This window comes from Streptomyces sp. NPDC102258, assembly GCF_055584685.1.
In genome coordinates this window covers 66,081-78,634 of record NZ_JBVJLO010000005.1, presented here as the reverse complement: position 1 = coordinate 78,634, position 12,554 = coordinate 66,081, and the positions used below count along the sequence as shown (strand labels likewise).

Below are 12,554 nucleotides of genomic sequence, written 5' to 3'. Positions count from 1 at the left end.
CCGCGGCGCGCGAACCTGGAGGCGAACGCACCCGAAAGGACATGCCTCATGACCCGCATCGCCATCAACGGATTCGGCCGCATCGGACGCAACGTGCTGCGCGCGCTGCTGGAGCGCGACAGCGACCTGGAGGTCGTCGCCGTCAACGACCTCACCGAGCCGGCGACGCTCGCGCGGCTGCTCGCGTACGACACGACGTCGGGACGGCTCGGCCGCCCGGTGAGCGTCGACGGGGACGTCCTCGTGGTCGACGGGCGGCGCATCACCGTCCTCGCCGAGCGCGAGCCGGAGCGGCTGCCGTGGGCGGAGCTCGGCGTCGACATCGTGCTGGAGGCGACCGGCCGTTTCACCTCCGCCAAGGCCGCCCGCGCCCACATCGACGCGGGTGCCAGGAAGGTGCTGGTCAGCGCGCCGGCGGACGGGGCCGACGTCACGCTGGCGTACGGAGTCAACACCGACGCCTACGACCCGGCCCTGCACACGATCGTCTCGAACGCCTCCTGCACGACCAACGCGCTGGCCCCGCTGGCCGCGGTGCTCGACGACCTGGCTGGCATAGAGCACGGCTTCATGACGACGGTGCACGCCTACACGCAGGAGCAGAACCTGCAGGACGGCCCGCACCGCGACCCCCGCCGCGCCCGCGCCGCCGCCGTCAACATCGTGCCGACCACGACGGGCGCCGCCAAAGCCATCGGCCTCGTGCTGGCGAACCTCGAAGGCAAGCTGTCGGGCGACTCGATCCGGGTACCCGTCCCGGTGGGGTCGATCGTGGAGCTCAACACGACCGTCGCCCGCGACGTGACGCGCGAGGACGTCCTGGCGGCGTACCGCGCCGCGGCCGAGGGGCCGCTCGCCGGGGTGCTCGAATACTCCGAGGACCCGCTGGTCTCCTCCGACATCACGGGCAACCCGGCTTCGTCGATCTTCGATTCGGCCCTCACCCGCGTCGACGGCCGCCACGTCAAGGTGGTCGCCTGGTACGACAACGAGTGGGGCTTCTCGAACCGCGTGATCGACACGCTCCAGCTCCTCGCCGGGCGCTGAGCCACCGGGGCGGGCGTGGTGTGCCCGCCCGGTTCCCCGCGGCCGGTGGTGGACAGGCCCCGGCCTCGGGGACGCCGTACGGGGGCGGGGCGCCGACCCGAGTCGATTCGAAAGCCCGTCCCATTTCGCCCTAGAGTGGCCTCTGGTGACGGGCGATCAGCCCGGGCCGACCGCACAGGAGAGAGCCACCGTGTCAGCGCAGCCGCCGTTCGCCCAGAGGACCCGTACGATCCGAGCCGGACGGGGGGCCGTGGCGGGCGGGGCCCTGCTCCTGTCGGCGCTCCTCGGCCTTCAGCTCGGCACCGGCGTCGTGGCCCAGGCAGCAGGTCACGGCGGCCGCGCGGGTTCGCGTACGGGCGCCGGGTCCGAAGTGGCCGGCGCGGTGACGGTCACGGAAGGGCAGGTCGGCGAGGCCGCGCCCGGGGGCGTGATCACCTACCCGAGCGTGACCAGCTGCCTCACGGTGACCGTACGCCTGCGGGGCGGCGGCCTGATCGGCGCGCACGCGAGCCTGTTCCAGGTGCCCGGCGCCCTGCGCTCCGACGCCATCCTCGCCGCCCTGAAGGACCGCGTCGGCGACCGCCCCGTGGCCGCGGTCGAGGTCAGAGGGGCCGTCGGGGCCTGGGACCCGAGCTACTTCGTCAAGGCGATCGAGGCCTACGGCGAGGACGAGCCGGTGCCGGTGCCGCGAGGCCGGGACTTCGACGGTCTCGCCGAGGCGGTGGCCGCCGGACTCGGGCAGCCGCGCGCCCGCGTCGGCGTCGAGGACGTCCCCGACGGGGACCAGAGCGTCCGCTGACGCAGGCCGTCGGGCCCCGGGCGGGACCAGACCGTCCGCTGACACAGGCCGTCGACCGGACCGGGGATTCAGGCGAGTGCGCTGAACATGTCGAGCAGCGGCTGCGGCGCCTCGGCGTTGAAGATGGCCTCCAGGCCCGCCGCCGAATCCCGGGCCTTCTCCTCGGCGCGCGGGAACAGCCGTGCCTCGTACGCCGCGAGAGCCGCTTCGGTGTCGCCCGGATGCGCGGCCAGGCACTCCCCGAGGTCCGCGCCGTCGATCATCGCGAGGTTGGCGCCCTCCCCGGCGAAGGGCGACATCAGGTGCGCCGCGTCACCGAGCAGGGTCACGCCCGCCACCCGCTCCCAGCGGTGGTCCACCGGCAGCGCGTGGATCAGCCGCGGCACCAGCGGCCCGTCCGCCTCGGCGACCAGCCGGCGCAACGCGGGCGCCCAGTCCGCGAAGTGCTCCAGGACGCCGGACTTGGCGGCGTCCGCGTTCGAGAAGTCGAGGGCGGCCAGGCCGGTTTCGGGGGTGCGCAGGGCCGTGTAGACGTGCAGGCTGCCGTCGCTCTCGCGGTGGGCGAGGAAGCCCTTGTGGTCGCCGAGGGCGAAGAACATGCCGCCGCCGATCAGTTCGGCGCACGCGGGGTGGCGCGCGTTGGCGTCGACGAGGTCGAGTTCGACGAAGGAGATGCCGGTATAGGCGGGGGTCGCGGCCGACAGCAGCGGCCGGATCCGGGACCAGGCCCCGTCGGCGCCGATCAGCAGGCCGGTGGTGAAGGCGCCGCCGTCGGCGAGCGTGACCTCGTGCCGGCCCCCGCCCAGCGGCCGGGCCCCGGTGACCTTCGTGTCCCAGCGCACCGTGCCGTCGGGCAGCGAGCCCAGGAGCAGGTCGCGCAGGTGCCCGCGGTCGATCTCGGGCCGGCCGCCGGTGCCGTCGTCGGTCTCCTCGTGGAGGACGCGGGCATGCCGGTCGAGGACGCGCAGGGCCTGGCCGCCCGGATGCACCCCGGCGCGGAACTCCTCGTACAGCCGCGCCGAGCGCAGGGCCGCCTGACCGGACTCCTCGTGGATGTCGAGCATCCCGCCCTGGGCGCGGGCGGTCGCGGAGGCGTCCAGGTCGAAGACGGCGGCCTCGATGCCGTGCACGTGCAGGACGCGGGCCAGGGTCAGGCCGCCGAGTCCCGCGCCGATGACGGCGATGGGGTGGTGGGTGCTCATGGTGTCCTCGCTCGGGGTGGGGGTCGGTGGGGGTTACTCGGCGGCGGCCGGCGCCGTACGAGGCGTGGCTGACGTGCCGTTGATGACGGCCCGGAAGATCCAGGCCAGGCGCTGCTCGGGACCGCCGGACACCAGATCGCCGCCGATCGCCGCGATGCGCGGGTGCGTGGTGGCGTCGGCGCCCAGCAGGGCGGAGGTGAGGGCCGTGTGGTCGTCCCCGGCCCCGGCGTCGCGGTCGCGCGTGGAGTGCTCGACGGCGGTGGCCGTGGCCACCTGGAGCAGCACGTCCACGCCCCAGGCCGCCTGCGCGTCGGGGACCCCGCCCTCGTGGAGGAGCGCGAGCAGCGCTTCGACCAGGGCCAGGTAGTTCGGGCCCGAGGGGCGCGCCGTCAGCGCGGCGAGCCCGAGGCCGGGGCGGGCGAACAGCACGTCCGTGTACGAGGTGAGCACACCGGCGAGCCGGTCCCGCCAGTCGCCCCCGCCGGTCGCCGCGCCCAGGTCCACCGCGCCGAGCAGTTCCTCCAGGACGGCCGCGTGCAGCTCGGCGGTGTTGGCGACGTACACGTACAGCGAGGCGGGCCCGGTGTCGAGCTCCTGGGCGAGCCGCCGCATCGTGACCCGCTGGAGCCCCTCGGCCTCCATCAGCCGGACCGCGGTGGCGACGATGCCGCCGAGGGTGAGCGCGGGCTTCGCGGGGCGCTCGCGGCGGCTGCGGGGGGAGGGGGTGCGCGGTGTCATGGTCCGACCGTAACGAACATGTTCGTTACGAACAAGTTCGCTGACGTCCACGGGGCGGATGGGAGGTGAGAGCTATGTGGATAGCTCATCCGGATTCGTGTTAGCGTCCAGGTAACCGGATGGAGTATCCGTATGCCTCGAAGGGGTGGGCGATCATGAGAAGGACAGCCGTGGTCACGGCGGGGACGGCCGGTATCGGACTGGAGACGGCGGTGGGGCTGGCCGAGGCCGGTTTCGCGGTCACCGTGGTCGGACGGGACCCCGAGCGCGGCGCCCGCGCGGTGGACCGGATCAACCGGTCGGAGCCCGCCCATCCCGCCCGGTACCTCCCGGCGGATCTCGCCTCCCTCGACGGGGTCCGCGCCCTCGCCGGCCGGATCGCCTCCGGCGAGCCGCTGACCGTCCTGGTCAACAACATCGGGGCGATGTTTCCCGACCGGCGGGACCTGGGCGGCGTCGAAGCCTCGTTCCTCGTCAACCACCTCTCCCCGTACCTGCTCAGCGAACTGCTGCTGCCGACGCTGACCGCCGGTGCGCCGAGCCGGATCGTGAACGTGACCTCCGGGGCCGTCGGGCTGGCGAAGCGGGTGTTCGACGCCGTCGAGCCGCCCGGCGGCTACTACGGCTTCCACTGGTACGGCCGCGCCAAGCTCGCCGCTCTCGCCCACACCCTCGACCTGGCCGCACGGCTGGACGGCACCGGCGTCTCGGTGTTCGCCGCCGACCCCGGGGGAGCCGCCACCGACATGACCGCCGGCACCCTGACCGACCCCAGGATCGTCTCGCCCGGGCTGCGCCTGCTGTGGCCGCTGGTGCGCCGCAGGTTCGAGCGTGCGACCTCCGGCCCGGCCTCGGTCGCCGCCAGGTCTTCCCTGTACGCCGCCACCGACGCGGCCCTGGCCGGCCGGACCGGCGTCGTCATCGGGCCGCGGGTGCGCCCGGTCGCACCGCCGCGCGCGGCGACCGACCCCCGTATCGCGGCGGCCGTACGCCGCCTCAGTGAACGGCACGCACCTCTCGCCGCAGCCGGGTGAGGCAGGGCGCGGGCGGGGTGACTCCCCGCGACGGCAGCCAGGCGATGCGGATGGGACATCCGATTAAACTGGCCCCATGAGCCCCACTCCACCGCTGCGCAAGGACGCCGCCCGCAACCGGGAGCGGATCCTCGCCGTCGCCCGCGAGCTGGTGGACGCGGGAACGCCGTTGCAGCTCAATGACGTTGCCCGCCGCAGCGGCCTCGGCGTCGGCACCGTCTACCGGCACTTCCCCACGGCCGAGGCCCTGTTGGAGACCGTCGCCACCCCCTGCCTGGAGGCCCTCGCCGCTCACGGCGAAGCGGCTCTGGCCGACGCCGACCCCTGGCGTGCGCTGGAGGGCTACCTCCTGCGCGTCGTCGAGGCCCAGGTCGGCGACGCGTCCCTCTCGGCCGTCGCGGCCGCGCCGGCGGACGCCCTGCCGCGCACCACGGAACTCAAGGAGTCCGTGAGCGCGGCGGGCACCGTCCTCGTGGAGCGGGCCCACCGCGCCGGTGTGGTCCGTACCGATGTGACGGCCGGCGACCTCGTCCCCCTGATGTGCGGCATCGCCTACGCCGTCCACGTCCATGCCGCCGCCACCCCCGCCGACCGGGCCGGCACCGCGCGCCGCTACCTGACCACCCTGCTCGAAGGAGTGCGCGCCGCGCCCCCGAGCGGATGAGGCCGGAGCCGTAGCGTCGCCGGCCTCCCGTATCGCGAATCGTTGACGGCCGGAGAACGTACGCGGCATCTTGAGGGGATCGCCACGCGTCCGGCGCGCGGCCCAGGGAGGATCGGCTCATGGCTCTCACCCCCGACCCGGACCACCCGCTGGTGCGCCTCCCCGCAGGCCGTCTGCGGGGCGCGCGCGAAGGCGGGGCCGCCGTCTTCCGGGCCGTGCCCTACGCCGCGCCCCCGGTCGGTGACCTGCGCTTTCGACCCGCCCGGCCGCACCCCGGCTGGAGCGGCGTCCGGGACGCCACCGCCGACGGCCCCAGCGTCCCGCAGCCGTACGTGGACGGCGGGGACCCGGTCCTCGGCGGCCACGGTGCGCCGCCCTTCGACGAGGACGCCCTCACCCTCAACATCTGGACCCCGGCGGCCGACGAGAGCCGCCGCCCGGTCCTCGTCTGGATCCACGGAGGCGGCTTCGTCTCGGGCTCCGGATCGATGCCGAACTACTCCGGCGCGACCTTCGTCAGGAACGGCGACCTCGTGGTGGTGTGCGTCAACTACCGCATCGGCCCCCTCGGTTACCTCTACACCGGCCCCGAGGAGGGCAATCCCGAAGGCGCCGGGAACGTCTGGCTCGGGGACCAGCTCGCCGCCCTGCGCTGGGTCGCGCGGCACATCGCCGCCTTCGGCGGGGACCCGGAGAACATCACCGTCGCCGGACAGTCGGGCGGCGCCCTGTCCACCGCCGCCCTCGCCGGACTCCCCGAAGCCCAGGGGCTGATCAAGCGGGTGATCCTGCAGAGCCCGCCCTTCGGGCTCGACCTGCCCGGCCCCGACGCGCACCTGGAGCGGACCGCTGCCTTCCTGGAGCAGGCCGGCGTCAAGACCGTCGCCGAGCTGCGGGCCCTGCCCTGGCCCGCGCTGATCGGCGCGGCCGCCGGCTTGTCCGCCCGCACCGCGCGCTGGGGCTACTGGCCGACCCCGTTCCTGCCCGTCGTCGACGGTGTCACCCTCACGCGCCACCCCGCCGAGGCCCTGCTGCACGGAGCCGCGACCGGCATCGACGTCATGATCGGCTGGACCCGCGAGGAGGCCAACTTCGGCTTCGCCCTCGACCCCGGGTACGCCGCGGCCGACCGGGAACGGGTGACCGCACGCATCGCCGAGACCTTCGGGGCCGGGGCCGCGCCCGAGGTGTACGCCGCGTACGAGCGGGCCCGGCCCGGCGCCCGACCCGTCGACGTACTGATGGACCTGATCACCGACGAGCTGTTCCGTGTCCCGGCCCTGCGGCTGGCCGAGGCCAGGGCGACGGCGGGCCGGCCCGTCCGGGCCTACCAGTTCGACCTCCCCACGCCCGCCTGCGGGGGGCGGCTCGGCGCCGCCCACTGCCTCGAACTCCCCTTCGTCTTCGCGAACTTCGACCAGTGGGCGCACGCCCCGTTCCTGGCCGGGCTCGACCCCGCCGTCCGCGACGGCCTGGCGGACACCATGCACCGGGCCTGGATCGCCTTCGCCCGCACCGGCGACCCCAACCACCCCTCGATGCCCGCCTGGAGCCCGTACGAGACCGGTACGCGGACCACCATGCGCTTCGACTCCGTCGTCACGGCCCTCCCCGACCTCGCCGGCGACGTGCGCCGCCTGCACGGTCCGGCCGCACGCGGCCCCGTGTCCTAGCGCAGGCGCAGTACTTGGGGCCGTCCGGTGCGGACGGCGGCCCCCGCCGCCATGCCCTTACTCGTGTAACGTCGAAGGAGAAAAAGGAACCACAGCAGCACGGACCCACCGCAAGGAGCGTCGAGGGACGTCATGGCCGAAGAAGTTTCCGTCCCCGCCTCGATCACCAGCGCCGACGTGGCCCGCCTCGCCGGGGTCTCGCGCGCCACCGTCTCCTTCGTCCTCAACGACACCCAGGGCCACCGGGTCAGCGAAGGCACCCGGGCCCGCGTCCTCTACGCCGCCCGCAGCCTCGGCTACGTCCCGCACGCCGCCGCCCGCTCCCTGCGCGCCGGACGCAGCAACCTCGTCCTGATGCCCGCGTCGATCTCCGCGATCGGCCGGCTCGTCAGCGACTGGGTCGACGACCTGCACAGCGAGCTCGACCGTCGCGGCTACACGGCCGTCCTGCACGCCGGCCGCTTCGACGACCCCGTCGACGCCGCCCGGGCCTGGGCGGAGCTGCGTCCGGCCGCGGTGATCGCCCTCGACGGCGACCGCCTCACCCCGCAGGCCGCCGAACTGCTCAGGCGCGCGGGCGTGCGCGGGCTGCTCGCCTTCGCCGCCCGCCCCCTGCCCGGCGTCCACACCGTCGGCTTCGACCACGCCCGCATCGGCGCCACCGCCGCCGAGCACCTGATCGCCCGTGGCCGCACCCGGATCGGGGTCGTCATGCCGCGGGAGCGCGGCCTCGCCGCCCTCGCCCGGCCGCGGCTCGCGGGGGCCGAGTCGGTGGCCGCCCGGCACATGGCCACCGTGACGCCCGTGGAGCTGGCCTATACCCGGCAGTCGGCGAGCGCGCTGGCCGGCCGGTGGGCGAGCCTCGGCCTCGACTCCGTCTTCGCCTACAACGACGAGTACGCCGCGCTGCTCCTGCACGCGCTGCGGGCCGAGGGCATCGCGGTACCGGAGCAGGTGGCGGTCGTGGGCTCCGACGGCCTGGTCCTCGGCGAACTCCAGGAGCCCGCGCTCACCACGATCCGCCTGGACCTGCCGTCCCCCGCGCGGATCGCGGACGCCCTGCACGAACTGGTCGAGACCGGCTCGACCCCACCGCTCCCCGAGACCGAGCCCGTCCTCGTACACCGCGGTACCTCCTGAGCGGTGCGCCGCCCGGGCGGAGCCGCAGCAGTGGCCCCACCGCCCGGGGTGGGCTATGACCGTCAGGCGTCCGCACCCAAGTGCCGGGCCAGGAAGGCGACGCTCTCCGCGACGATCCCCGCGATGTCGGGGGAGCCCAGGAAGATGTGGTCGGCGCCTTCGACGGGCCGCAGGGTCACCTCGCCGCCCGCGCCGGTCAGAGCCTGCGCGAGCGCCTCGCTCTGGCTGAACGGAACCAACCCGTCGTGCGTGCCGTGGACCAGCAGGAACGGCGGCGGCGTCGCGTCACCCGCGTACGTGACCGGGCTCGCGGCCCGCGCCAGCTCCGGGCGTTCCTCCTCGGTGCCGCCGAGCAGGGCCTCGTACGGGTCGGGGAAGTCGGCGCCGGACGGCATCGCGGGCATGGGGTGCCCGGCAAGGGCGACCAGGTCGGAGACCCCGTACCAGTCGACGACGGCCCGTACGCCGGTGTCCCCGGTGCCCACCCCGTGCGTACCCTCCAGCGCCCCGGCGCCGGCGGTGGCCGGACCGACCAGGCCGGCCAGTGCCGCGAGGTGGCCGCCCGCCGACTCGCCCCACGCGGCCAGCCGGTCCGGGTCGATGCCCAGGGGCCCGGCGAAGTGGCGGACGTAGCGGATCGCCGCCTTGACGTCGTGCAGCTGGGCCGGGAAGGGGGCTTCGAGGCTGTGCCGGTAGTCGATGGAGACGAGGGCGAGCCCGGCCGCCAGGACCGAGCCGTGCAGCAGGGCGGCGGGCACGGTCGGCGGCGGGTAGCGGCGGTCGCCGTCCAGCCAGCCGCCGCCGTGGATCCAGACGACCGCCGGGAAGGGACCCTCGCCGGCCGGTAGCCGGACGTCGAGCAGGCGCGGCCGGTAGCCGGGCGTGGTGGCGTACGTGACCCCGTCGAAGTGGCGCACGCCGTCCGCGTCCGTCACGGGCGGGGCCGGCGGCTGGTAGGGCGGGGGAGGCCAGGTCATATCGGCCGGGTCGAGCTCGGCCGGGTGGGAGTGCGTCATTGCGGCCCTTCTGCCGGGACCCGGGCTCCGTCTCGCTCCGGTCTGAACCGAGCGAGTGCGCACGATGCCCGGGAACACTGGACGTGTTACACGTGTAATCATCACTCTAGCGACGCCCTTCCGCCGACGACACCCCCCGGGAACACCGCCGCGCGGCCCCTGGCCGAAAGGCGGCCCGCCTCCCCGACGATCGCCGGGGCTGACGGATCCGCTCGCGGGAGAGAGGAACAGGAACGGGCATTCCGCAACAATGGGACATGAGTCCTCGTGCTTCGCGGCGCGGGCGACGCGGACGCACCCCTGGAGGCGACATGACTGAGCGGCCGGTCCTTCTGCCCTACGCCGATCCGGCCTTCGTCGCGGACCCCTTCCCGCTGTACCGGCAGCTGCGCGAGGACGGTCCCGTGCGCCGCGCCGTCATCGCGGGCGGAGTGGAGGCCTGGATCGTCACCCGCTACGAGGACGGGCTCGCGGCCCTCTCCGACTCCCGCCTCAGCAGCGACGTACGCGACGCCTCGGACACCCGGCTGCTGCGCCAACTGCCCGGCACCGAACGCGAGGCGATGCTCGGCAACATGCTCCGCAGCGACCCGCCCGACCACACCCGGCTGCGCCGCCTGGTCTCCAAGGCGTTCACGGCCCACCGCGTCGCCGGCCTGCGGCCCCGGATCCAGGAGATCACCGACCGGCTGCTCGACGCCGTCGTGCCGGCGGGCCGCGCCGACCTCGTCGCGGAGTTCGCGCTGCCGCTCCCGGTCACGGTGATCAGCGAACTGCTCGGGGTCCCGGTCGACGACCGCCACGACTTCCAGCGCTGGACCGACCGCATGATCATGCGCGGCGCCGAGCCCCCGGACCCCGAGGTGGTGAACGAGGCGTGGCGGCACATGCGCGCCTACCTGGGCGACCTGATCCGGGACAAGCGGGCCGACCCCGGCGACGACCTGCTCAGCGGCCTGATCACCGCCCGGGACCAGGAGCAGCGGCTGTCCGAGGACGAGCTGGTCTCCATGGTGTTCCTGCTGCTGGCCGCCGGCTACATCACCACGGTCAACCTCATCGCCGGCGGCATCGCCACCCTCCTCGCCCACCCCGACCAGCTCGACCTGCTGCGCTCCGACCCCGGGCTGCTGCCGGGAGCGATCGAGGAGTTCCTCCGCTACGACGGCCCGGTCAGCCCCGGTATCGCCCGGTTCGCGCGCGAGGACGTCGAGATCGCGGGGGTGGCCGTCCCGCGCGGCGCGACCGTGCTGATCGCCTCGGCCATCGCCGACCGCGATCCGGACCACTTCTCCGACGCCGACCGTCTGGACATCACCCGGCGCGACAACACCCACCTGGCCTTCGGGCACGGTATCCACTACTGCCTCGGAGCGCCGCTCGCCCGGCTGGAGGGGCAGATCGCCATCGGCACCGCCCTGAGCCGGCTGCCCGGCATCGCCCTCGCCGTGCCGCCGCAGGAGCTCCGCTGGCGGCCCGGCGGACTGCGCGGCCCCGTGAGCCTCCCGGTGACGTTCAGCCCCGACGGCGTGCGGGGCGGCGCCGGCTGAGCAGGGTCCCCGCCGCTACGCCGTGCCGGGCGCGAGGGGCGGATCTACGGTGGATCAGTGCGCTACCGCCTCGCGGCCGTGGCCCTCACCGCCGCGCTCTGCGTGTCCACGTCGTCGTCCTGCGGCGGCCCGGAGCCGGCCGCGCCCGGGTTGCGGGCGGTGGCGCCGGGGAAAGCGGTGGCGGAGCTGGCCGCCGAGGTCTCGTCGGTCCCGAACGCCGACCTGGGCGCGAGCTACCGGCCCGGCTGCCCCGTACCGCCGGATCTGCTCAGGCTCGTACGGATGAACCACTGGGGCTTCGACGGCCGGATCCACCGGGGCGAGCTGGTCGTCCACCGCGACGCGGTCGGCCCCCTGCTCCGCGTCTTCGCGCAGGCCTTCGAGGCCCGGTTCCCGATCCGCCGGATGCGCGCGATGGCCGCGTACGGGGGCAGCGACGAGCGGGCCATGGCCGACGACAACACCTCCGCCTTCAATTGCCGCCAGGTCACCGGCGACTCCGGGCGGACGTCCCGGCACGCCTGGGGCGACGCCGTGGACATCAACCCCGTCGAGAACCCGTACGTCGACCGCCACGGCGCGGTGCACCCGCCGAACGGGCGGGCCCACCTCCGCCGCGACCGCCCCGTCCCCGGCCTGATCACCCCCCACTCCGCCGTGACCAGGGCTTTCGCGAAGGCCGACTGGTTCTGGGGCGCCCGCTGGTCCGAGCCGGACTACCAGCACTTCTCGGTGAACGGCGGCTGACGCGGCCGCGCCGCCCGGGGGGCCGGGTGGAGCACGCCGGGCTGCGCCCCGGCCGCACAGCTGGTCGCATCAGGGCATGAAGGACCCTTTCGGCTGTGACGACCCGTCCCTGCTGGCTCCCGCCGACCCGGGCGACCGCGCGGCCGCGCGCCGCACGGTCGCCGCGCACGCCACCGATCCCGCCGCACTCCTGCTCCTGCTCGACATGCTCGGCCTGCACCCCGACGACGACCCGGCCCCGCCGACGCGCGGGGGACACCGTACGGCCCAGGGGCGACGGCCCCCGCCCGAGCACGGGTCACCCTCCTGACCGCCCTCTCCCACCCCCCGACAGAAAGCGCGCCGATGACCACGACCCGCTACTCCGCCGGACCTCGCTTCACGAACGAGAGCGCCACCTCCTACGACGTCGGCCTGCCGGTGCTGCGCCTCGTACTGGGCGCGATCATGGCCGTCCACGGAACGCAGAAGCTGTTCGGATGGTTCGACGGTCCCGGCATCAAGGGCACCGGCGTGTTCTTCGCCAAGGCCGGCTATCCGTGGGGGGAGGCCATGGCGACGCTCGCGGGCCTGACCGAGGTCCTGGGCGGTCTGGGCCTGATCCTCGGGCTGTTCACCCCGCTGGCAGCGGCAGCGGTCGTCGGCGTCATGATCAACGCGGTCTGCGCGAAGTGGGCCGGCGAGATGATCGGTCTGCGGGGCGTGGAGTTCGAGTCCCTGATCATCGCCGCGGCCGTCACCCTCGCCCTGACCGGTCCGGGCCGTTACGCACTGGACCGGTTCGTGCCCGTGCTCCGCGACCACCGGCCGGCCTACGGCGTCCTCGCCCTGTTCCTGGCGGTGGCCCTGGGTGCCGTGTTCCTGCTGCTGCGGAACTGACGCCCGCCGAGCGCCCCGTCCGGCTCGCGCCGGGCGGGCGGCGGGGGGAGCCTGGAAGGAGCCGC

At 74.7% G+C, this 12,554-nt stretch carries 13 protein-coding genes; 10 read left to right on the top strand and 3 right to left on the bottom strand.

What is annotated here, in order from left to right; genetic code table 11:
* The first annotated feature begins 48 nt into the window (after positions 1-48).
* Positions 49-1,047, top strand: a complete 999-nt coding sequence (gap, locus tag ACZ6ZT_RS10460) for a type I glyceraldehyde-3-phosphate dehydrogenase (protein ID WP_469717496.1) — start codon at positions 49-51, stop codon at positions 1,045-1,047.
* Positions 1,048-1,237: 190 nt separating this feature from the next.
* The gene (locus ACZ6ZT_RS10455; RefSeq protein ID WP_469717494.1) at positions 1,238-1,846 is read left to right on the top strand and encodes a hypothetical protein; all 609 of its coding nucleotides are present in this window, start codon (positions 1,238-1,240) and stop codon (positions 1,844-1,846) included.
* Positions 1,847-1,914: 68 nt separating this feature from the next.
* Here ACZ6ZT_RS10455 and ACZ6ZT_RS10450 read toward each other — a convergent pair whose 3' ends face one another.
* Together ACZ6ZT_RS10450 and ACZ6ZT_RS10445 are read right to left on the bottom strand one after the other, a co-directional pair.
* Positions 1,915-3,048 (bottom strand): FAD-dependent oxidoreductase, encoded by a 1,134-nt coding sequence (locus ACZ6ZT_RS10450; RefSeq protein WP_469717492.1) that lies wholly within the window; start codon positions 3,046-3,048, stop codon positions 1,915-1,917.
* Positions 3,049-3,081: 33 nt separating this feature from the next.
* Complete coding sequence (locus tag ACZ6ZT_RS10445; protein WP_469717489.1) at positions 3,082-3,786, bottom strand: TetR/AcrR family transcriptional regulator; 705 nt, start codon at positions 3,784-3,786, stop codon at positions 3,082-3,084.
* A 155-nt stretch (positions 3,787-3,941) separates the two neighbouring features.
* On the opposite strand from ACZ6ZT_RS10445, the gene ACZ6ZT_RS10440 reads away from it, so the two are divergent.
* From ACZ6ZT_RS10440 to ACZ6ZT_RS10425, 4 genes are all read left to right on the top strand, one after another.
* On the top strand, positions 3,942-4,820 hold the full coding sequence (locus ACZ6ZT_RS10440) for an SDR family NAD(P)-dependent oxidoreductase (RefSeq protein ID WP_469717486.1): 879 nt from the start codon (positions 3,942-3,944) through the stop codon (positions 4,818-4,820).
* A gap of 76 nt (positions 4,821-4,896) precedes the next feature.
* On the top strand, positions 4,897-5,484 hold the full coding sequence (locus tag ACZ6ZT_RS10435) for a TetR/AcrR family transcriptional regulator (protein ID WP_469717483.1): 588 nt from the start codon (positions 4,897-4,899) through the stop codon (positions 5,482-5,484).
* A 119-nt stretch (positions 5,485-5,603) separates the two neighbouring features.
* A complete protein-coding gene (locus tag ACZ6ZT_RS10430) occupies positions 5,604-7,157 on the top strand; it encodes a carboxylesterase/lipase family protein (RefSeq protein WP_469717481.1) in 1,554 nt (517 codons plus the stop codon).
* A gap of 132 nt (positions 7,158-7,289) precedes the next feature.
* Positions 7,290-8,297 (top strand): LacI family DNA-binding transcriptional regulator, encoded by a 1,008-nt coding sequence (locus tag ACZ6ZT_RS10425; RefSeq protein ID WP_469717479.1) that lies wholly within the window; start codon positions 7,290-7,292, stop codon positions 8,295-8,297.
* 62 nt (positions 8,298-8,359) lie between these two features.
* On the opposite strand, the gene ACZ6ZT_RS10420 is transcribed toward ACZ6ZT_RS10425, so the two are convergent.
* Entirely contained in the window at positions 8,360-9,313 is a 954-nt protein-coding gene (locus ACZ6ZT_RS10420; protein ID WP_469717477.1) for an alpha/beta hydrolase fold domain-containing protein, read from the bottom strand.
* Positions 9,314-9,624: 311 nt separating this feature from the next.
* On the opposite strand from ACZ6ZT_RS10420, the gene ACZ6ZT_RS10415 reads away from it, so the two are divergent.
* The 4 genes from ACZ6ZT_RS10415 to ACZ6ZT_RS10400 all read left to right on the top strand — a co-directional run bounded on the left by ACZ6ZT_RS10415 (position 9,625) and on the right by ACZ6ZT_RS10400 (position 12,489).
* The gene (locus ACZ6ZT_RS10415) at positions 9,625-10,863 is read left to right on the top strand and encodes a cytochrome P450 family protein (protein WP_469717475.1); all 1,239 of its coding nucleotides are present in this window, start codon (positions 9,625-9,627) and stop codon (positions 10,861-10,863) included.
* Positions 10,864-10,920: 57 nt separating this feature from the next.
* The gene (locus ACZ6ZT_RS10410; RefSeq protein WP_469717473.1) at positions 10,921-11,610 is read left to right on the top strand and encodes a M15 family metallopeptidase; all 690 of its coding nucleotides are present in this window, start codon (positions 10,921-10,923) and stop codon (positions 11,608-11,610) included.
* Positions 11,611-11,686: 76 nt separating this feature from the next.
* A complete protein-coding gene (locus ACZ6ZT_RS10405) occupies positions 11,687-11,920 on the top strand; it encodes a hypothetical protein (RefSeq protein WP_469717471.1) in 234 nt (77 codons plus the stop codon).
* 35 nt (positions 11,921-11,955) lie between these two features.
* A complete protein-coding gene (locus ACZ6ZT_RS10400) occupies positions 11,956-12,489 on the top strand; it encodes a DoxX family protein (RefSeq protein ID WP_469717468.1) in 534 nt (177 codons plus the stop codon).
* Positions 12,490-12,554 lie beyond the last annotated feature (65 nt).

What these genes read in the sequence shown, in the direction of transcription:
- gap (WP_469717496.1), top strand. Translation starts at nt 49, where the DNA reads ATGACCCGCATCGCCATCAACGGATTCGGCCGCATCGGACGCAACGTG.
- ACZ6ZT_RS10450 (WP_469717492.1), bottom strand. Translation starts at nt 3,048, where the DNA reads ATGAGCACCCACCACCCCATCGCCGTCATCGGCGCGGGACTCGGCGGC.
- ACZ6ZT_RS10445 (WP_469717489.1), bottom strand. Translation starts at nt 3,786, where the DNA reads ATGACACCGCGCACCCCCTCCCCCCGCAGCCGCCGCGAGCGCCCCGCG.
- ACZ6ZT_RS10440 (WP_469717486.1), top strand. Translation starts at nt 3,942, where the DNA reads ATGAGAAGGACAGCCGTGGTCACGGCGGGGACGGCCGGTATCGGACTG.
- ACZ6ZT_RS10435 (WP_469717483.1), top strand. Translation starts at nt 4,897, where the DNA reads ATGAGCCCCACTCCACCGCTGCGCAAGGACGCCGCCCGCAACCGGGAG.
- ACZ6ZT_RS10430 (WP_469717481.1), top strand. Translation starts at nt 5,604, where the DNA reads ATGGCTCTCACCCCCGACCCGGACCACCCGCTGGTGCGCCTCCCCGCA.
- ACZ6ZT_RS10425 (WP_469717479.1), top strand. Translation starts at nt 7,290, where the DNA reads ATGGCCGAAGAAGTTTCCGTCCCCGCCTCGATCACCAGCGCCGACGTG.
- ACZ6ZT_RS10420 (WP_469717477.1), bottom strand. Translation starts at nt 9,313, where the DNA reads ATGACGCACTCCCACCCGGCCGAGCTCGACCCGGCCGATATGACCTGG.
- ACZ6ZT_RS10415 (WP_469717475.1), top strand. Translation starts at nt 9,625, where the DNA reads ATGACTGAGCGGCCGGTCCTTCTGCCCTACGCCGATCCGGCCTTCGTC.
- ACZ6ZT_RS10405 (WP_469717471.1), top strand. Translation starts at nt 11,687, where the DNA reads ATGAAGGACCCTTTCGGCTGTGACGACCCGTCCCTGCTGGCTCCCGCC.
- ACZ6ZT_RS10400 (WP_469717468.1), top strand. Translation starts at nt 11,956, where the DNA reads ATGACCACGACCCGCTACTCCGCCGGACCTCGCTTCACGAACGAGAGC.